Below are 19983 nucleotides of genomic sequence, written 5' to 3'. Positions count from 1 at the left end.
CCGGTCCGGCTGCCAGGGATCAGCCGAACCAGGCCTTGACCGCGCTGCGCAGACCCTCGTGGTCCGTGCCCGTGCGGTCCACATGCGCGACATGCCCGTCGGGGCGGACCAGGAGAACCGTCGCGTCGATCTCCGGAACCGGTGACGCCGTCACGAACCCGATCCGGTCCGTGAGCCCTTCGTCGAGTTCGGCGCCGCCGCCGAAGTCGAGCAGCAGCCCGCGCCCGGAGGACAGCGCCTCCGCCACACTCGTCGGCCCCGTCGGGGTGGTCAGCTCCGCGTCGGGCACCACCGCACCCAGCAGAGGATGCGCGCCGGGTTCCGCGCCCCCCACGTCGTAGCGCGTCTCCGTCGCCATCTGGAGCAGCTTGCGGTTGACCTCGCCATGGACCAGGAGCTCGTCGAAGAGCTCCCGCAGCGGGGCCATCCGGTCCAGCGGATTGAGCAGCGCCATCTGCGCCATGGCGTGCGTGCGTCCCAGCTCCGCAACCGGGCGGCGCTCGCTGTGGTACGTGTCGAGGAGCCCCTCGGGCGCCTGCTGCCTGACGGTGGCCGCGAGTTTCCAGCCCAGATTGGCCGCGTCCTGGATTCCGGTGTTGAGTCCCTGGCTCCCGGAGATGAACTGCACGTGTGCGGCGTCCCCCGCCAGCAGGATCCGCCCGTTGCGGTACCGCTCGGCCAGCCGGTTTCGGCCGCCGAACCGGGACAGCCAGTGCACCGTGCCGATCTCCGGCGCCCTGCCCGCTATCCGCTCGATGCTCGCACGCAGCTCGTCCACGGTGACCGGCACCTCGGGCCCCTGCGGTTCACGGTCGAACTGAATGGTCATCAGCCGCAGCTGACCGGGTTGCAGGGGCAGTGCGCCGAAGATCCCGTTCGGCAGGAGGCCCGAATCGAACTGGTCGCTCGCGCCGTCGGCGAGGGTCACATCACCCAGCACGCCGTAGTAGCTCTGGCCGGCCGCCGGGAAGCCGATGCCGGCCAGCTCGCGCACGGTGCTGTCCGGTCCGTCGCACCCGACGAGATAGGCACCCTCCACCTCGTACGTGCCACCGCCCTGCTCGCGCACCGTGACCCGCACACCGTCAGCGTCCTGCCGGGCGTCCACGATCTCCTGCCCGCGGCGGATGTCCACACCGAGCGCTCCGGCCCGCTCCTCCAGCAGCCGTTCGGTGCGCCACTGGGGAAGGGCGAAGGTGTGGTCCTGCTCGCCCACGGTTTCCAGATCGAGCCAGAAGAACGCGAACGGTGTCCGCGGCCAGGCCCACATCCCCTGCTCGGCCAGACCTTCACCCAGCCCCCGGCGGCGGAGGAATTGCAGAGACCGGCCATGAATGGCCATTCCCTGGGAATCCTCCGTGGATTCGGCGCGGCGTTCGACGACCACCGTGTCCACGCCGTTCAACGCCAACTCCCCGGCGAGCACCAGACCGACCGGCCCTGCCCCGGCGATGACGACCGTGCGACTCATACAGGCTCCTCAAGACAGAAGAAAGTGGTCGACATTCCACCTGGCTTACCGGTTCGTATTCTCCGAATTCCCCTAGTAGCGCGCTTAATTGCGGCCAAAGTGCGGCAGACAGGGAAAGGCGGGTGCCACTATCCTGTCGCCCCTGCGAAAGATCCCCGAATACCTGGAGACCACATGCGTGCGGTGACCGAAACGCTTTCCACCCAGGACGGACCGATGAAGCTCCACGAGGTGCGCCCGGACACTTCGTCCGACGCACCGCGATCGGCGGTGATCGTCATACAGGAGGGGTTCGGCGTCGACCCGTACATCCGGAGCGTCGCCCGCCGCTACGCCGACGCCGGCCATCTCGCCGTCGCCCCGCACCTGTTCCACCGCACCGGCGACCCCGAGCTCGGCTACGACGACCCGACGTCGGCCTTCCCGCACATCCGGGCGCTCACTCAGGAAGGGCTGCTGACGGACATCGCCGCCACGCTCGGCCGCATCGAGGAGTCCGGCATCCCGGCCGCCAGGGTCGGCGTGGTCGGCTTCAGCATGGGCGGCTCGGTCGTCATGGCCCTCGGCGCGGCCCTCGAACTCGGCGCCGGGGTGTCGTTCTGCGGTGGTGGCGGCGGCGGACTCACCCAGGCGCGGCTGTTCGGACTGCCACCGCTGATCGAGGTCGCCAAGGGGTTCCGTACCCCGTGGCTGGGCCACTTCGGGGATCTCGACGCGTACATACCGGTCGACGACGTGGAGCGGCTGAGGACGGCGGCGGCGCTCTCGCCGGTGCACACCGAGGTCGTGCGGTACGCCGAGGCGGGCCACGACTTCTACTGCGACGCCCGCCCGGAGCATCTCCACGAGAAGTCCGCCGCAGAGGCCTGGCGGCTCACAGACGCGTTCCTGGACCGCAGGCTGAAGCGCTGACGGTCCCGGAACCGCGGGCCGCTGCCCCGGCCACCACGCGCCGGTGCCCCTCCCGAGGCGGGGAGGGGCACCGGCGCACGTCCGGCCGGGTGGTGGGGACACCCGGCCGCACTGTCAGGGGGTGAAGTGCAGCACCGCCTTGCCCGCGATACCGCGGTCGACGAACTGCTGGGCCACCTTGCCGATCTCCGTCCACGAGGCCTCGACACCGATGGCCGGACGCAGCCGGTCCTCCGCGACCATGCGCGCCAGCGCGGCGAGTCCCGCGGCCGCCCGGCGTCGCTCCAGCTCGGTGAACAGGACGAGCTGGGCCAGTTCGACCCCGCCGACGCCCGCGAACAGCTGAGCCAGATTGAGCTTGGTCTCGGTACCCGCGGAGATGCCGAGCGTCACGGCGAGCCCGCCCGGCACCAGCAGCGGCAGCACCTGGGCCAGGGGTTCCCCGCCGAGCTGGTCGACGATCACGTCATAGGGGCCGAACTCCCGGGCGGCGGTGAGATCCTCGCCGACCACGACCTCCGTCGCACCGGACTCCCGCACCGCGTCGGCCCGCTCGGGACGACGCACTCCCGCCACCACGTACGCGCCGGACCGGGCCGCGAGCTGGGTGACGAAATGACCGAGGCCGCCGGACGCACCCGTCACCAGCACCGTGCGGTTGAGCAGGAAGCCGGCCCGCTCCAGTGCGTACAGGGCGGTCAGCCCGCAGGTCGGCAGGGTCGCCGCCTGCGCGAACGAAACCTCCGCGGGCAGTTCGGCGAGCCACTCGGTGGGCACGGCGACGGTCTCGCCCCACGCACCGAAACGTGATCCGCGCAGCCCCAGCACCCGGGCGCCCTCCCCGGGCCCCGATCCGTCGGCGGCGGCCCGCTCCACCACACCGGCGAGGTCCCAGCCGGGCCGCCAGCCGGCCTCCACATACGGGATGCGGTACACATCGCCCAGATTGAGCGAGGTGGTGTGCACGCGCACCACCGCCTCGCAGGGTGTGGGCTCGGGTGCCTCGACCTCACTGATGGCGAGTCGTCCGGGCGCGTCCGGATCGACCACCACGGCCTTGATTGACGTCATTGTCTTCTCCCTTGGTCCCGGCCGCGGGCCGGCGACCGGTTCAGCTCGCCTCGTCGGCCAGCACCGCGATGATCCGTTCCGGACAGGCACTCGCACCGCGCAGCGCGGCGGCCCGCTGGTCCGCCGCCACCTCGAACTCCGGCATCTCGTTGAATCCGTCGTCCGTGACGGTGTAGACCTCGGGCGCGAGTGCGTTGCACATCGCGTGGCCCATGCAGCGTTCCGAGTCGACCTTGATCCTCACCTTGGGCTCCCTGGGTGTTCAGCCGGCGACGAGATGGAGATCGGCGACACCACGCGCCGGGGAGTAGTGGCGCGCGGGCGTCGAGCCCGCAGCGAGGTGGTAGCGCGGGATGCGGCGGTGCCACTCCTCCAGCGCGACCTTGAGGATCCGCCGGGCGACATGCATGCCGAGGCAGCGGTGCGGGCCGATGCCGAAGGCGAGCTGGCGCGTCGACGCACGCGAGAAGTCGACCTCGTCCGGCCGCTCGAACACCTCGGGATCCAGACCGGACATGCCCCACGACAGCATGACGCGGTCGCCCTTGCGCATCGTCACCCCGTGCCGCTCGACGTCCTGGGTCAGGATCCGTCCCGTGGTCGACACCGGCTCGTGGCGGATGAGTTCCTCGACGATCGCCGGGATGCTCTCGGGGCTCCGGGCTATGAGGTCCTGCACCTGGGGGTTCTCGGCGAGATGCAGGAAGACCAGGCCGAGCGCCGCCGTCGTCGTGTCCAGACTGGCGAGCATCGAGACGAACGCCGCGTTGACCATCTCGTCCTGCGTCGGCTTCCTGCCGTCGTACGTGGACTCGAGCAGCCTGCTGAAGACATCCATGCGGCCCTCGGTGCCCTCGGCCCGCCGACGGTCGATCGCCTCGCTGAAGAAGTCCCACAGCGGCCGGTTCGCGGCCCACAGCTCCTCGTCGTTGCGGGCGTTGGGAATGCCCACCCGGCGCAGCCAGGTCTTGTGCTCCAGCAGCGGCTGGAGATACTCGCGCCCGATGCCGAAATTCATGAGGAAGGTCTCGGCCGGCAGAGCCGTGGCGAATTCGGTGATGAATTCGCACTCGCCCTTGGCGGCGATGGGCTCGATGGCCTCGACCGCCGCCTGACGCATCCGCGGTTCGAAGTGGTTGACCACCGAGGGATTGAAGAGATCGGAAAGCGTGCGGCGCCAGTTGCGGTGCTCGTCACCATCGAGCTGGATGGGGATCTGCTTCACCGGCAGCACATCGCGGTGCGGGATGCCCACCTGCGCGCTGGAGAAGACATCGGAGTTCTTCGCGGCCCACTCGATGTCCTCGTACCGGGTCAGGATCCAGAACCCGCCCGCCTCCTCGGAGCGTACGACCGGAGACAGCTCACGGACCGTGTTCCAGTGGGAGACCGGATCCTGCTGGAGCCAGGGCTGGTACACGCTCCAGCTGCGGGCCAGTTCCTCCGGCGTGTCCGGTGCGCTGAAGGGACACTTTCCCGTGCTCTCCGCCTGGGGCATTCTTTCCACTCCTCGGCACCAAGGAAGCAATCGTGCACCCCTGCTGGGCAGCACGTCCGACCAAATCCTCCGGGCAGTATGGGAATCGTCTCTAAGCGTGCCCTTGGGGCGCTCTAAAGCGCCAGGATTCCTCGGTGTACCGGCAGACCCCGCTCGGCTATCGTGCCGACTGCCTGTCCGGTCGAGAGTGCTGAATACGCGAAGCGTGCACCGTGCAATGCAGGACACGGAGAACACCGAGAACACCGAGAACACAGAGAACACCGCGCTCAGTGAAGGGTTCCCGCATGTCGAGTTCCGAGAGTAAATTCCCCTTTCCCGAAGGCCCGCTGGCCACCCAGCCGCCGGAGTACGTACGCCGCCGCACCCAGTGCCCGCTGGGGGAGGTGTCGCTGCCCAGCGGCGACAGCGCCATGCTCGCCGTGCGCTACGACGACGTCGAAGCGGTCATGAAGGACCCCCGGTTCACCCGGGACCTGTCCGCCCCCGGCTCGCCGGTGCTGTTCCCCGCCGACGGACTGTCGTCGGACTCCACCTTCCTCGTCAACATGGAAGGCCCCGACCACCGGCGGCTGCGCCGGATCGTCGCCGGAGCCTTCAGCCCGCGCCGGGCCGAGCAGTGGCGGCCCGACATCCGGGCGATCATCGAGGAGCTGCTCGACCCCATCGAGAAGAGCGGCCCCCCGGCCGACCTGATAGCCACGCTGGCGTTCCCGCTGCCGGTACGGATCATCTGCAAGCAGCTCGGGGTCCCCGAGGAGGACAGCGTCCGGTTCCGGGAATGGGTCGAGGCGTTCCTGTCCGTGTCGGGCAAGTCCCCCGAGCAGCGCGACGCGGCCATGCGGGACTTCACCGCCTACACCGTCGAACTGATCGCACGGCACCGCGCGCAGCCCGGCGACGACCTCGTCGACCATCTGATCAGCACCCGGGACGAGGACGACCGGCTCAGCGAGGAGGAACTGGTCTCGATGACCCGCGGCCTCATCGTCGCGGGCAACGAGACGATCGCCAACGCGCTGAGCCGGGTGCTGCTGGTCCTTCTCATGCGCCCGCACGTCCTGGAGTCGCTGCGCGCCGACCCCTCGCTGATCCCGGCCTCGATCGACGAGCTGCTGCGGCTGAACCCGCCCGGCCGCATCGGGCTGCTGCGCATGGCGACGGAGGACGTCGAGCTGCCGTCCGGAACCGTGCGGGCCGGCCAGGGCGTGCTCTCCCCGCTGATCGCGGCCGGCCACGACCCGGAGAAGTTCCCGGACCCGGAGGAATTCGTCCTGCACCGGGAGGGGCCCTCCTCGCTGGTCTTCGGCGCCGGCCCGCACTACTGCCTGGGCGCGCACCTGGCGCGGGTCGAACTGGAGGAAGCCGTCGCCGCGGTGATCGCCCGCTTCCCCACCCTCCGGCTGACCGTACCGCCCGAGGAACTGCCCTGGTCCACAGGGCTCTGGGCGGTCAGCCTGCGCGGGCTGCCCGTCACCTGGTGACGGGCCGGGCACCGCATCGCGGCGGGGCGGCGAAAGAGCGGCTTTAGAAGGCGCAAAGAATGCCGCTAGCTCTTCTGGTGATCCTGAATGACGGACAAGGCCGAATCGTTGAGGTTAGGGGTAGGCGTCGATGGTTCACGATTCCCGAGCCGAAGGCAACGGCAACGAGAACGCATCGCGACAGGACCCGGCGACGGGCCGTCCGATCGCCGTCATCGGATTGTCCTGCCGTCTTCCGCAGGCGGAAAACCCCGACGCCTTCTGGAAATTGCTCGATGAAGGCCGCAGCGCGATCACGGAAATTCCGGAGGACCGCTGGGACGCCGGAATCCCGCACGAGGACGATCTCGCCGCCACACGGTTCGCGGGCCATGTGGACGGTGTGGACGGATTCGACGCGGGATTCTTCCGCATCTCCCCCCGCGAGGCCCTGGCGATGGACCCGCAGCAGCGGCTCATGCTGGAGCTGGGGTGGGAGGCCCTGGAGGACGCCCGTATCGTCCCGGCCGAACTCAGGGGCAGTCGCACGGGCGTGTTCATCGGCGCCATCTGGGACGACTACGCCCGGCTGTTGCAGCGGTACGGTCACGAGGCCATCACCCAGCACTCGCTGACCGGTCTGCACCGCAGCATCATCGCGAATCGGCTGTCCTACACCCTGGGCACGGTCGGTCCGAGCCTCACCGTGGACACCGCGCAGTCGTCGTCCCTGGTGGCGGTCCTCATGGCGTGCGAGAGCATCTGGCGCGGCGAGTCCCGGCTCGCCGTCGCCGGCGGGGTGAACCTCAATCTGGTGCCGGAGAGCACGATCACGGCCGCACGGTTCCGCGGACTCTCGCCCGACGGCCGCAGCTACACCTTCGACGCCCGCGCCAACGGATACGTCCGGGGTGAGGGCGGCGCCGCGGTCGTACTCAAGCCGCTCTCCGAGGCGCTCGCCGACAACGATCCGGTGTACTGCGTCATCCACGGCGGCGCGGTCAACAACGACGGCGCCACGGACGGTCTCACCCGTCCCAACCCCGTCGCCCAGGAGGACGTCATCCGGCGGGCCTGGGAGCGGGCGGGCACCTCGCCGGCGGCCGCGCAGTACGTCGAACTGCACGGCACGGGCACCCCGGTCGGCGATCCGCTGGAGGCGGCCGCGCTGGGCGCCGCGCTGGGCGCCGCGCGCGAGGACGGAACACCCCTGCTTGTCGGCTCGGCCAAGACCAACGTCGGCCACCTCGAAGGCGCGGCCGGAATCGTCGGCCTCCTGAAGGCGGCCCTCAGCATCCGGCACCGCACCATTCCGCGCAGCCTCAACTACGAGACGCCCAACCCGCGCATCCCGCTCGACGAACTGAACCTGCGCGTCCACAGCGAACCCGGCGACTGGCCGCGTCCGGACCGCCCGCTGCTGACCGGTGTCAGCTCCTTCGGCATGGGCGGCACCAACTGCCACCTGGTGCTCTCCGACCCACCGGGCATCGAACCCGTCGAACCCGTCGAACCTGCCGGACCTGCCGAAACCGCCGAAACCGCCGAGCCCGCCGGTCTCGCCGAGCCCGGCGAACCCGGCGAACCCGCTGGACCCGCGCCGGAGACGGGGACCACCGTTCACGGATGGGTCGTGTCCGGGCAGGGCCCCGACGCGCTCCGCGCCCAGGCCGCGCGGCTCCATGAGCACGTCACGGCTGATCCCGGCCTCCGCGTGGACGACGTGGCGTACTCGCTGGCCACCACTCGGACCCATTTCACGGACCGGGCCGTCGTCCTCGGCACCGGGCGTGAAGAACTGCTGCGGGGACTGGACGCGCTCGCCACCGGTACGCCGTCGCCCACCACCATGACCGGCACCGCGGGACCTCGGCGGCCGGCCGGAGCGGCGAACGGCTCCACCGGGCCCGCGATCCTCTTCACCGGCCAGGGCAGCCAGCGGCCGGGCATGGGCCGCGAGCTGTACGAGGCGTACCGCCCGTACGCCCGCGCCTTCGACGAGGTCTGCGCACACCTCGAACTGCCCGTCCGCGACGTGCTGTTCGGCGCCGCGGACCCGGAGCTGCTCGACCGGACCGAATACACCCAGAGTGCTCTGTTCGCCCTGGAGGTCGCCCTCTACCGGCTCGTCGAGCACTGGGGCATCACCCCGTCCCACGTGGCCGGGCACTCGGTGGGCGAACTCGCCGCCGCACATGTCGCCGGAGTGCTCTCGCTCCCCGACGCCGCGACCCTGGTGTCGGCCCGCGGGCGGCTGATGCAGGCGGCGCGGGCCGGTGGGGCGATGGTCTCGCTCCAGGTCCCCGAGGAGGCGGTCCTCGAATCCCTCGCCCCCTTCGCGGGCCGGGCCGGCGTCGCCGCCGTCAACGGCCCCGAGTCCACCGTCGTCTCGGGCGACGAGGACGCCGTCCTGGAGATCGCCGACCTGTGGCGCGCCGAGGGCCGCAAGGTCCGCCGCCTCAAGGTCAGCCACGCCTTCCACTCCTGGCACCTCGACGACGTGCTCGACGAGTTCCGTGACGCGGCCGCGCGACTGACGTTCGCACCTGCGCGGATTCCCGTCGTCTCCAACGTCACCGGCGCCCTCGCCGAACCGGCGGAACTGCGCACCCCCGACTACTGGGCCAGGCACATGCGGCAGCCCGTACGGTTCGCCGACGGCATCCGTGCCCTGGGGGAGCAGGGCGTCACGACCTTCCTGGAGCTCGGGCCCGACGCCGTACTGACCTCCATGGCCCGTGACTGCCTGCCCGGGGGTCCCGCCCCCGTCCTCGTCCCCGCACTGCGCGCCGGCCGCCCCGAACCGGCCACCCTGCTGACCGCCGTCGCCACGGCGTTCGCCCACGGCACGGACATGGACTGGGCCGCGCCGCTGCCGGGCACAGCGACCGCGATCACCCTTCCCACCTACGCCTTCCAGCGCGAACGCTTCTGGCCCGAAGCCCTCGACGCAACGGACGGCACCGGAGCGACGGGAACCGCCCACCGGGCACTGCGCCCCCAGCCCCAGGACCGGCCGGACGAGCGGGTACGGCAGGAGGAGCCGGGCGAGCGGGTACGGCAGGAGGAGCCGGGCGACGGAACGTCCTTCGGCGAACGGCTCGCCGGCCTGAGCGGGACCGACCGCACCCGAGCCGTCACCGAGCTGGTGCTCACGACCGTCGCGATCGTCCTCGGACACGTCACCCCGGCAGCGGTGGACACCGGCCGCGCCTTCAACGAACTCGGCTTCGACTCCTACGCCGCCGTCGAACTGCGCACCCGTCTCAACAACCTCACCGGCCTCTCGCTCTCCAACACCCTGCTGTTCAACCACACCACACCCGCCGCCCTCATCGATCACCTCCTCGACGAACTGCCCGGCGGAACGACCACCCGTGACGACGCCGCGACCGACACCGATGCCCCGTCCGGCGACGCGTCCGCCGCATCACCCGACGAGGCCGTCGCCATCGTGGGCATGGGCTGCCGCTTCCCCGGCGGCGTGGAGTCGCCGGAGGGACTGTGGCGACTGGTGGCGGCGGAGACCGACGCCGTGTCCTCGTTCCCCACCAACCGCGGCTGGGACCTCGACGGACTGTTCGACGCCGACCCCACGAGCCCGGGGAAGTCGTATGTGAGACAAGGCGGATTCCTGCACGACGCCGACAAGTTCGACGCGGCGTTCTTCGGGATCTCACCGCGCGAAGCCGCCGCGATGGACCCGCAGCAGCGGTTGCTGCTCGAAACCTCCGTCGAGGCACTGGAACGCGCCGGCCTGACCACGACCGAACTGCGCGGAGGCGCGGTCGGCGTGTTCGTCGGCGCCATGACGCAGGACTACGGTCCCCGGCTGTACGAACCGGCCGACGGATACGACGGCTATCTGCTGACCGGCAACACCGCGAGCGTGGCGTCCGGCCGGATCTCGTACACCTTCGGCTTCGAGGGCCCGGCGGTGACGGTCGACACCGCGTGCTCGTCCTCGCTCGTCGCCCTGCACCTGGCCGTTCAGGCGCTGCGCAGCGGCGAGTGCTCGCTCGCCCTGGCCGGCGGCGCGACGGTGATGGCCAACCCCGGCATGTTCGTCGAGTTCAGCAGGCAGAGCGGACTGTCCCCCGACGGACGCTGCAAGGCGTTCGGCGCGGGGGCCGACGGCACCGCGTGGGGCGAGGGTGTGGGTGTCGTCGCTCTGGAGAGGCTCTCCGACGCCCGGCGCAAGGGGCACCGGGTGCTGGCCGTGGTGCGCGGCTCCGCCATCAACCAGGACGGCGCGTCCAACGGGCTCGCGGCGCCCAACGGTCCGTCGCAGCAGCGGGTGATCCGTCAGGCACTGGCGGCCGCCGGTCTCTCCGGCTCGGACGTCGACGCCGTCGAGGCCCACGGCACCGGCACCGCGCTGGGCGACCCCATCGAGGCGGAGGCGCTGCTCAACACCTACGGTGCGGACCGCCGGCCGGACCGGCCACTGCGGCTCGGCTCCCTCAAGTCGAACATCGGCCACACCCAGGCCGCGGCGGGCGTCGCCGGCGTCATCAAGATGGTGATGGCGCTGGGTCACGGTGAACTGCCTCGTACGTTGCACGCGGACGAGCCGTCGCCGCATGTGGACTGGGCCTCGGGCGCCGTGTCGCTCCTGACGGAGGCGGCACCCTGGCCACGCGGGGAGCGAACACGACGGGCCGGGATCTCGTCGTTCGGCATCAGCGGTACGAACGCCCACGTCATCGTGGAGGAGGCGCCGCAGACCCGCGGGGCGTGGGAGACGACCGGGCCGCGGGAGACGTCCGGGCCGCAGACTTCCGAGTCGCCGCTGACCGCCCCCGAAAAGCGGGAGACCCAGGAGACGCTGGAGACCCAGGAGGCCGGAGAGGCCCGGGAGGTCCAGGAGATCCAGGAGGCCCAAGGGGCCAGGGAGGTCCAAGAGGCCCAAGGGGATCAGGAGTCCCAGAAGCCCCAAGAGTCCCAGGAACAGGGCTACCGGACGGACCGGCAGGATCGGCGGCCCGTCGTGGAAGCCGACGCACGCGGCCACGCCCTGCCGTGGCTCCTCTCCGCCCGCGACGCCCGTGCGCTGGGCGGCCAGGCGGAGCGGCTCGCCGGGTTCCTCGCGGACAACGACACCATCGACCCCGCGAGCACCGGTCTCGCCCTCGCCACGACCCGCACGCTGCACGACCACCGGGCGGTACTCGTCGCCCGTGACCTCACGGAATTCCGGGCCGCCACGGACGCGCTCGCCGCCGGACACGACAGCCCCGCCATCGTCAGGGGAATCGCCGAGCGGCGTGACGGGGCGGTGTTCGTGTTTCCGGGTCAGGGGTCGCAGTGGGTGGGTATGGCGGTGGGTTTGTTGGGGGAGTCGGAGGTGTTCGCTGCTGAGGTGGGTCGGTGTGGTGAGGCGCTTTCGCGGTATGTGGACTGGTCGTTGGAGGATGTGTTGTGGGGGCGGGCGGGTGCTGTGTCGTTGGATCGGGTGGATGTGGTGCAGCCGGTTCTGTTTTCGGTGATGGTGTCGTTGGCGGCGTTGTGGCGGTCGGTGGGTGTGTGTCCGTCGGCTGTGGTGGGGCATTCGCAGGGTGAGATCGCGGCTGCGTATGTGGCGGGTGCGTTGAGTCTGGATGACGCGGCCCGTGTGGTGGCGTTGCGGAGCCGGGCGATCGTGGCCCTGGCCGGACAGGGCGGCATGGTCTCTGTCTCCCTGGCCGCGCGGGAACTGGAGCGGCTGCTCGTCCGCTGGGACGGCCGGATCTCAATCGCCGCACTCAACGGACCCGGCACAGCCGTGGTTTCCGGCGATGTCACCGCACTCGACGAGTTGCTCGCCGTGTGCGAGAACGACGGGGTACGAGCGAGGCGCGTCCCCGTCGACTACGCCTCCCACTCCGCGCACGTGGAGATGATCGAGGGCGAACTCCTGGACGTCCTGTCCCCGATCGAGCCGCGGACGTCCGAGGTGCCCTTCTTCTCGACGGTGACTGGCGACTGGTTCGACACGGCGATGGCGGGTGCCGACTACTGGTACCGCAACTTGCGCAACACCGTTCGGCTGGAGGAGAGCATCCGCTCCCTCCACGGTCAGGGCCACGATGTATTCGTCGAGGTCAGCGCACACCCCGTACTGACCATGAGCATTGAGGAGACCCTGGAAGCCGCTACCGGCGCCCAGACAACTCCGTCCACTTCAACTGCCGGTGCCGGTGCCGGCGCTGGTGCCACGGTCGCTGTTGGAGCCGGAGCCGATGTCGGCCTCCGGGCCGCAGCGATTGTGCTTCCGTCGCTGCGTCGCGACGAAGGCGGTATGGACAAGTTCCTCGCTTCGGTTGCCGAAGGCCACGTACGAGGAGTCGACGTCGACTGGCCCGCCGTCATCGGTGGCGGACGCATGGTCGAACTGCCCACCTATGCCTTCAACGACAGGCGCTACTGGCTTGAGGAGAGCGGTACGGGAGCCGACGTGGCTTCGGCCGGCCTGTCCAGCAGCGACCACCCGCTGTTGGGGGCATCCGTCGACATCGGTGACGGCGACGAGATGGTCCTGTCCGGACGCATCTCGCTCCCTACCCATCCCTGGTTGGCCGATCACGCCATCGAGGGCGCCGCCCTGCTGCCTGGCACCGCGTTCCTGGAACTCGCCATCCACGCCGGGGACCAGGTCGGCTGCGGGCACATCGGCGACCTGACGCTCGAAGCGCCGCTATGGCTCCCCGAGTCGGCCGGTGTGGCGCTCCAATTGGTCGTCCGTGAAGCGGACGACCAGGGCTCCCGGCCGGTGAGCGTGTACTCCCGCAGCGGGGAGAGCTGGGTCAGGCACGCCAGTGGCACACTCAGCGACCGCCTGCCCGAGGAAGATGCACGCGACGAGAACGCGTGGCCGCCGCGTGGTGCGGTCCCCGTCGATCTGACCGATGCCTACGACCTGCTGGCCGATCGCGGGTACGACTACGGTCCCCAGTTCCAGGGGATGACCGCCGTCTGGCGCGACGGCTCCGATGTCGTCGCCGAGATCACCCTCCCGTCCCGCCCTGCGGCCGATGCGTCTGGATTCGGTCTGCACCCTGCCCTGCTGGACGCCGCCCTGCATCCCATTGTTCTCGGCGCGCTCGGTGAGCGTGAGCCCGGACTTCTCCCGTTCAACTGGAGTGGGGTGACGCTCTACGCGAGCGGCGCGAAGGAGATGAGGGTACGGCTGAGCCCTCGCGGCGCAGCCGGCGTCGCACTCACTGCCACGGACACCACCGGGCTGCCCGTCGCCACGGTCGAGAACCTGACCCTGCGGCCGATGGCCAAGGCGGGACTTCAGGGCGCCGGCGACGCAGCACAGTCGCTGTACGAAGTGCAGTGGGTTCCGATCTCGGTGGGCGTTGACGACGCAGATTCCGACGGTGCTCCGGAGGAGAGCTATCACCTGCACGAGGCCACTGGAGAAGACCTGTTCACCACGCTTGAGGCCGTGCGTGGGTGGTTGTTGGGTGTGGGTGGGGGTGGTGTGGGTCGGTTGGTGGTGGTGACGCGGGGTGCGGTTGCTGCTGGTGGTGATGGTGATGTGGTGGATGTGGTGGGTGCGGGTGTGTGGGGGTTGGTGCGGTCGGTTCAGAGTGAGTTTCCGGGGCGTGTGGTGTTGGTGGATGTGGGGGTGGGTGTGGATGTTTCGGCTGGTTTGGTGGGTGTGGTTCTGGGGTGTGGGGAGTGGCAGGTGGCGGTGCGTGGGGGTGTGTTGTTGGTGCCGCGGTTGGGTGCGGTGGCTGTGGCGGGTGGTTCAAGCAGTGCGGGTGGTGCGGGTGGTTTGAATGGTGCGGGTGGTGTGGGTGGTGGGGTTGATTTGGGGGATTGTGTTCTTATTACTGGCGGGACGGGTGTGTTGGGTGGTTTGGTGGCGCGGCATGTGGTGGAGCGGTATGGGGTGGGGCGTGTGGTGTTGGTGTCGCGTGGTGGTGCGGGGGCGGTGGGGGCTGGGGTTCTTGAGGCGGAGTTGTCTGCTTTGGGGGCTGAGGTGGTGTTTGCTGCGTGTGATGTGGGGGATCGGGGTGCGTTGGCTGGTGTGGTGGCGGAGTTTCCGCCGTCTGCGGTGGTGCATGCGGCTGGTGTGTTGGATGACGGTGTGGTGGAGGGGTTGTCGGTGGGTCAGGTGGAGGGGGTGTTGCGTCCGAAGGCGTGGGGTGGTGAGTGGTTGCATGAGGTGACGTTGGGGTTGTCGTTGCGGGCGTTTGTGGTGTTTTCGTCGTTGGCTGGTGTGTTGGGTTCGGTGGGGCAGGCGAATTATGCGGCGGCGAATGCGTGGGTGGATGGTTTGGTTCATCGTCGTCGTGCGTTGGGTTTGCCGGGGGTGTCGTTGGCGTGGGGGTTGTGGAGTGATGTGAGTGGGATGACGGGTGGTATGGGTGGGGGTGATCGTGAGCGGTTGGCGCGTTCGGGTATTGCTCCGATGACGAGTGCGGAGGCACTCGCCCTCTTTGACGCCGCCCTGACCATGGACGAAGCAGTTCTCGTGCCCGCGGCGTTTGACATGGCGGCTCTGCGCCGCCAGGCTCGCACGGCCCCCCTGCCGCCCATGCTCCGTGCCCTCGTGCCCGCTCCCGCACGCCGCGCACTCGAAACGACGGCGCCCTCCACCGGGTCTTCCACCCTGATCGGTCAACTCCTCGGCCGGCCGAAGGCCGAACAGCGGCGGACGCTGCTCGCTCTGGTCCGGACGACGGTCGCGGCCGTGCTGGCCCACGAGAATCCCGAGGCCATCGACGGGCACCGGGCGTTCAAGGAGCTGGGCTTCGACTCGCTCACGGCGGTCGAACTGCGGAACAAGCTCAACGCCGCGACGGGCTTGCGGATGCCCGCCACCCTCGTCTTCGATCACCCGACGCCTGATGCTCTGGCGGAGTTCTTGCGTGGGGAGTTGCTGGGCCGGGGCGAGAGTGTGGCGGTGGTGCGGGGTGGAGTGGTGGATGAGCCGGTGGCTGTGGTGGGGATGAGTTGTCGGTTCCCGGGGGGTGTGTCGTCGCCTGAGGAGTTGTGGGAGTTGTTGGAGGGGGGTGGGGAGACGAGGGGCGGGTTCCCTGTGGGGCGTGGGTGGGACCTTGAGTCGTTGTATCACCCGGATCCGGATCACGCGGGGACGACGTATACGCGGTTCGGGAGTTTTCTGCATGAGGCGGGTGAGTTCGATGCGGGGTTCTTCGGGTTGAGTCCGCGGGAGGCGTTGGCGACGGATCCGCAGCAGCGGTTGTTGCTGGAGACGGCGTGGGAGGCGGTGGAGCGGGCGGGTATTGATCCGGTGGCGTTGCGGGGGTCGGCGACGGGTGTGTTCGCGGGGATCATGTACAGCGATTATGCGTCGCGGTTGCGGGATGTTCCGCAGGAGTACGAGGGGTTCCTCGGTAACGGCAGTGCGCCGAGTGTGGCGTCGGGTCGAATTTCGTACACGTTCGGTTTCGAGGGTCCGGCGGTCACGATCGATACGGCGTGTTCGTCGTCGCTCGTCGCGGTGCATCTGGCGGCTCAGGCCCTGCGGAGCGGCGAATGCTCGCTCGCGCTGGCCGGCGGGGCGACGGTGATGGCCACGCCCAATACCTTCATCGACTTTGCACGGCAGCGGGGTCTGTCCGCGGACGGGCGGTGCAAGGCGTTCTCGGACGGTGCGGATGGCACGGGGTTTGCCGAGGGTGCCGGGTTGTTGCTGCTGGAGAAGTTGTCGGATGCTCGGGCCAATGGTCATCGGGTGCTGGCGGTGCTTCGGGGTTCGGCGGTGAATCAGGATGGTGCGTCGAATGGTCTGACGGCGCCGAACGGTCCGTCGCAGCAGCGGGTGATCCGGCAGGCGTTGGCGAACGCGCGGCTGACGCCGGCCGATGTGGATGTCGTCGAGGCGCATGGGACGGGGACGCGCCTGGGTGATCCCATCGAGGCTCAGGCGTTGATGGCGACGTATGGGGTGGATCGTCCGGTTGGGCGTCCGTTGTGGTTGGGTTCGGTGAAGTCGAACATTGGTCATGCGCAGGCTGCGGCGGGTGTGGCGGGTGTGATCAAGATGGTGATGGCTTTGCAGCGTGGGGTGTTGCCGCGGACGTTGCATGCGGAGGTGCCGTCGTCGCATGTGGATTGGTCTGCGGGTGGGGTGTCGTTGCTGACGGAGGCGCAGGAGTGGCCGCGCAACGGTACGCCGCGTCGTGCGGGTGTGTCGTCGTTCGGGATCAGTGGGACGAACGCGCATCTGATCATGGAAGAGGGCCCGGCGGAGGAGCCGGCGGCTGCGGACGAACCGGTGGCCGGGGACGGGGGACTCGTTCCCTTGGTGTTGTCGGCTCGGAGTGCGGGGGCGTTGCGGGACCAGGTCGTCCGGCTCCGGAACCGTGTGGCTTCGGACGAGGGTCTGGGGTTGGGTGATCTGGCGTTCTCTCTCGTCTCGTCGCGTGCCTCGCATGATCACCGTGTGGTGGTGTCGGCAGGCGACCGTGAGGAGCTGCTGGGTGCTCTGGAAGGGTTCGTGGGTGGCCATCCGCTGTCCAACACGGTTCAGGGTGTGGTGGGTGGGGGTGGTCTGGCGTTCCTGTTCTCGGGGCAGGGGGCTCAGTTCCCGGGTATGGGGTGTGAGTTGTATGAGCGGTTCCCGGTCTTTGCGGGGGTTGTGGATGAGGTGTGCGGGTTGGTGGATGTGGCTCGTGGTGGGGGTGGGGTGGGGTTGCGGGAGGTGATGTTCGGTGGTGCGGGTTCTGCGGGGGCGGAGGTGTTGGAGCGTACGGAGTTCGCGCAGCCGGCGTTGTTTGCGTTCGAGGTGGCGTTGTTCCGGTTGCTGGAGTCGTGGGGTGTGGTCCCGGATCATGTGGCCGGTCACTCCCTCGGCGAGGTGAGTGCGGCGTGTGTGGCGGGTGTGTTCTCGTTGCGTGATGCGGTGTCGTTGGTGGTGGCTCGTGGGCGTTTGATGGAGGCTGCGCCGGCTGGTGGTGTGATGGTTGCTGTTCAGGCGGGGCGGGAGGAGGTTGTTCCGTTGCTGTCCGGGCTGGAGGACCGGGTGTCGATCGCCGCGGTCAACGGTCCCGGATCTTTGGTGGTCGCGGGTGATGGTGAGGCTGTGGACGGGGTGGTTGGCCGGCTGGAGGAGCTGGGGCGCAGGACGAGGCGGTTGCGGGTCAGTCATGCGTTCCATTCGCCGCACATGGATGGGGTGCTGGAGGAGTTTGCCGGGGTTGTTGCCGGGGTGTCCTTCCACGACCCGGTCATCCCCGTGGTGAGTGCGGGTGATGTGGGTTCGCGGGAGTACTGGGTGCGGCATGTGCGTGAGGCGGTGCGCTTCGACGTGGTAATCGCCGAACTGGAGATGCTCGGTGTGGCGTCCACGCTGGAGGTGGGGCCCGATGCGGCGCTCACTCCCCATGTGGTGGGCATGGCGGGTGCGGCCGTGATGCGCAGGGGCCGCCCGCAGCTGGTGACCCTGCTCAAGGCGCTTGCCCATGTCCACGTGCATGGTGCGGAGGTGGACTGGAGTGGCTTCATCCCCGCCCGGAGCAGAGTGATCGACCTGCCGACCTACCCGTTCCAGCGAGAGAACTACTGGCTCGACAACCCGGCCCCCGTCCGGGCTGACGCGATACGCAACGACGCGGAGGACGTGTTCTGGGAAGACGTCGAGCGGGGCGACCTCGCGGATCTGGCCGAATCACTGGAGCTGGGCGACGAGCAGAGCGCCTCGCTGCGTGCCGTGCTGCCCGCGCTGGCGGCCTGGCGCAAGCAGAGCCAGTGGCGCTACGGGCTGCGCTGGCGGCCGCTGAAGCACCAGGACGGGACGGAACAGTCCGGCACCTGGCTCATGCTCACCCCGCCGGACGTCGCGACCACGGCCGCCTCCGCGACCACAGCCGCCTCCGAACACCCGGCCGCCCCCGAGACCCCGGCCGCCTCCGAGCCCACGACATGGGCACTTCAGGCACTGAGGGAGCGCGGCGCCCGAGTCGTGCAACTGCCCGTGGATCCGGCCGATCCCGGCTCTGCGGCCGTCCTCGCCAAGCGGATCAGCGGTGTGCTCAGCGACGATCTGCCGCTCAGCGGTGTCCTGTCGTTCGCCGCTGTCGGCGCGGGCATCACCGCACACACCGCCGAACCCGGGACCGCTTTGCACCAGGTGCTGCCCGAAGCGCTCGTCGGCGCCGGGATCGACGCCCCGCTCTGGTACGTGACCCGGGGCGCGGTGTCCGTCGGATCGGCCGACCCGCTGAACCGCCCCGGACAGGCCAGGCTCTGGGGTACGGCCAGGGCGTCGGTGGCGGACGGCGGGCGGCCCTGCGGCGTCGTCGATCTGCCAGAGGTCCTGGACGTACGGGCAGGCGCGGCGTTCTCCGCGGTGCTCACCGACCCCCATGGCGAGAACCAGGTGGCGGTCCGGGCCTCCGGTACCTTCGTACGCCACCTGACCAGGGTCTCCGGCGCGGGCATCCGAGCGGCCGACGGGCGCGTCGCCTCCGGCACCGTACTCGTCACGGGTGGCGACACCATTCCGGGTACGGAAGCGGCCCGATGGCTCGTACGCAACGGGGCCGCGCGGATTCTGCTCACTGCCGAACGCTCCGACGGACTGCCCCGGCTCGCCGCCGAACTGTCCGCCCTCGGCGCCGTTGTCGACACGGCCCACTGCGACCCGGCCGACCGGGAGGGGCTGGCCGCGGTCCTCGCGGCGATCCCCGTGGAGTCCCCGCTGACCGCCGTCGTGCACGCCGGCGCGATGCACGGCGGGACGCGGGACGCGCACCGTACAGGCCTCCGCGCAGGAGCGGACGCCCAAGTGGCGGCCGCGGTACGCCTGGACGAGCTGACCCGGGGCGCGGACCTCGAATCGTTCGTGCTGTTCTCCTCGGCTTCGGGGCTCTTCGGCACTCCGGGGCCCGGCGAGGATGCCGGGGTGCACGCCTTCCTGGACGCGCTGGTCCACCACCGCCGGGGGCTCGGCCTGCCGGGCACCTCGGTGATCTGGGGCCGCTGGTCCGGCGACGGGGAATCCGCCGGGGCGTCCGGGCACCACGCGATGCGCCCCAGGATGGCGGTCCGCGCCCTCGGCCAGGCGCTGGCGAGCGGCGAGGCCACGTCGGTGGTGGCGGACATCGACTGGGAGCGGTTCGTGCCGGAGTTCTCCGGCCGGGGACCGGAGTCGCTGATCGCCGGCGTACCGGAGGCGGAGCCGTTCCTGACGGCCCGGTCCGAGCGTCCCGAACCGGGACCGAGCGCCCTGCCGGACCAGTTGGCGGAGCTGTCCCCGAGCGCCCAGGAGACGCTCCTGCTGGAGCTGATCCGGAAGCACGCCGCCACCGTGCTCGGCTACCCGTCGGCCGACCTGGTGGACACCACGACGGACTTCCTTGAGCTCGGGTTCTCCTCGTTCACCGCACTGGAGCTGCGCAACCGGCTGTGCACGGTCACCGGACTCACCCTGACGCCGATGGCGGTGTACGACCACCCCACGCTGGAGCGGCTGGCCGGATATCTGCGGACCGAACTCGTCGGGGAGCCGGTGCCCGGGGCGGAGCCGCGGACGGACGGATAGCACGGTGACACGGAACTGCCCGCCCGCGGGATCCGCGGGCGGGCAGTCGGCCGGCCTCCGTAAG

Annotated in this window: 7 protein-coding genes; 3 read left to right on the top strand and 4 right to left on the bottom strand. The window is 70.0% G+C overall.

The features are described from left to right. Positions 1-19 precede the first annotated feature (19 nt). Positions 20-1471, bottom strand: coding sequence for an FAD-dependent monooxygenase (locus tag ACIOMQ_RS11710; protein ID WP_402188771.1), 1452 nt, complete (start codon positions 1469-1471; stop codon positions 20-22). A gap of 174 nt (positions 1472-1645) precedes the next feature. Between ACIOMQ_RS11710 and ACIOMQ_RS11705 the strand changes: the two genes are divergently transcribed. Beyond that, positions 1646-2383, top strand: a complete 738-nt coding sequence (locus ACIOMQ_RS11705) for a dienelactone hydrolase family protein (RefSeq protein WP_402188769.1) — start codon at positions 1646-1648, stop codon at positions 2381-2383. A 114-nt stretch (positions 2384-2497) separates the two neighbouring features. Here the strand turns inward: ACIOMQ_RS11705 and ACIOMQ_RS11700 are convergent, their stop codons facing one another. The 3 genes from ACIOMQ_RS11700 to ACIOMQ_RS11690 are packed head-to-tail and all read right to left on the bottom strand — an operon-like array spanning position 2498 to position 4952. Next, positions 2498-3454 carry a zinc-binding dehydrogenase gene (locus tag ACIOMQ_RS11700; RefSeq protein WP_402188767.1) on the bottom strand — a complete coding sequence of 319 codons (957 nt, stop codon included), beginning with the start codon at positions 3452-3454 and terminating at the stop codon, positions 2498-2500. A gap of 40 nt (positions 3455-3494) precedes the next feature. Then, entirely contained in the window at positions 3495-3698 is a 204-nt protein-coding gene (locus ACIOMQ_RS11695; protein ID WP_402188765.1) for a ferredoxin, read from the bottom strand. Positions 3699-3716: 18 nt separating this feature from the next. Beyond that, complete coding sequence (locus tag ACIOMQ_RS11690) at positions 3717-4952, bottom strand: cytochrome P450 (protein ID WP_402188763.1); 1236 nt, start codon at positions 4950-4952, stop codon at positions 3717-3719. Positions 4953-5239: 287 nt separating this feature from the next. Between ACIOMQ_RS11690 and ACIOMQ_RS11685 the strand changes: the two genes are divergently transcribed. Continuing rightward, entirely contained in the window at positions 5240-6436 is a 1197-nt protein-coding gene (locus ACIOMQ_RS11685; protein WP_402188760.1) for a cytochrome P450, read from the top strand. A gap of 130 nt (positions 6437-6566) precedes the next feature. Further along, on the top strand, positions 6567-19919 hold the full coding sequence (locus tag ACIOMQ_RS11680; RefSeq protein ID WP_402188758.1) for a type I polyketide synthase: 13353 nt from the start codon (positions 6567-6569) through the stop codon (positions 19917-19919). Positions 19920-19983: the final 64 nt, after the last annotated feature.

It is taken from the genome of Streptomyces sp. NPDC087845, from assembly GCF_044742755.1.
Classification (GTDB): Bacteria; Actinomycetota; Actinomycetes; order Streptomycetales; family Streptomycetaceae; genus Streptomyces.
The sequence above is the reverse complement of the archived record's forward strand: the minus strand, read 5'-3'. Positions and strand labels throughout refer to the sequence as shown.

Excerpts from the sequence above, each read along its gene's own strand:
- ACIOMQ_RS11710 (WP_402188771.1), bottom strand. The coding sequence starts at position 1,471 with ATGAGTCGCACGGTCGTCATCGCCGGGGCAGGGCCGGTCGGTCTGGTG.
- ACIOMQ_RS11705 (WP_402188769.1), top strand. The coding sequence starts at position 1,646 with ATGCGTGCGGTGACCGAAACGCTTTCCACCCAGGACGGACCGATGAAG.
- ACIOMQ_RS11700 (WP_402188767.1), bottom strand. The coding sequence starts at position 3,454 with ATGACGTCAATCAAGGCCGTGGTGGTCGATCCGGACGCGCCCGGACGA.
- ACIOMQ_RS11690 (WP_402188763.1), bottom strand. The coding sequence starts at position 4,952 with ATGCCCCAGGCGGAGAGCACGGGAAAGTGTCCCTTCAGCGCACCGGAC.
- ACIOMQ_RS11685 (WP_402188760.1), top strand. The coding sequence starts at position 5,240 with ATGTCGAGTTCCGAGAGTAAATTCCCCTTTCCCGAAGGCCCGCTGGCC.
- ACIOMQ_RS11680 (WP_402188758.1), top strand. The coding sequence starts at position 6,567 with ATGGTTCACGATTCCCGAGCCGAAGGCAACGGCAACGAGAACGCATCG.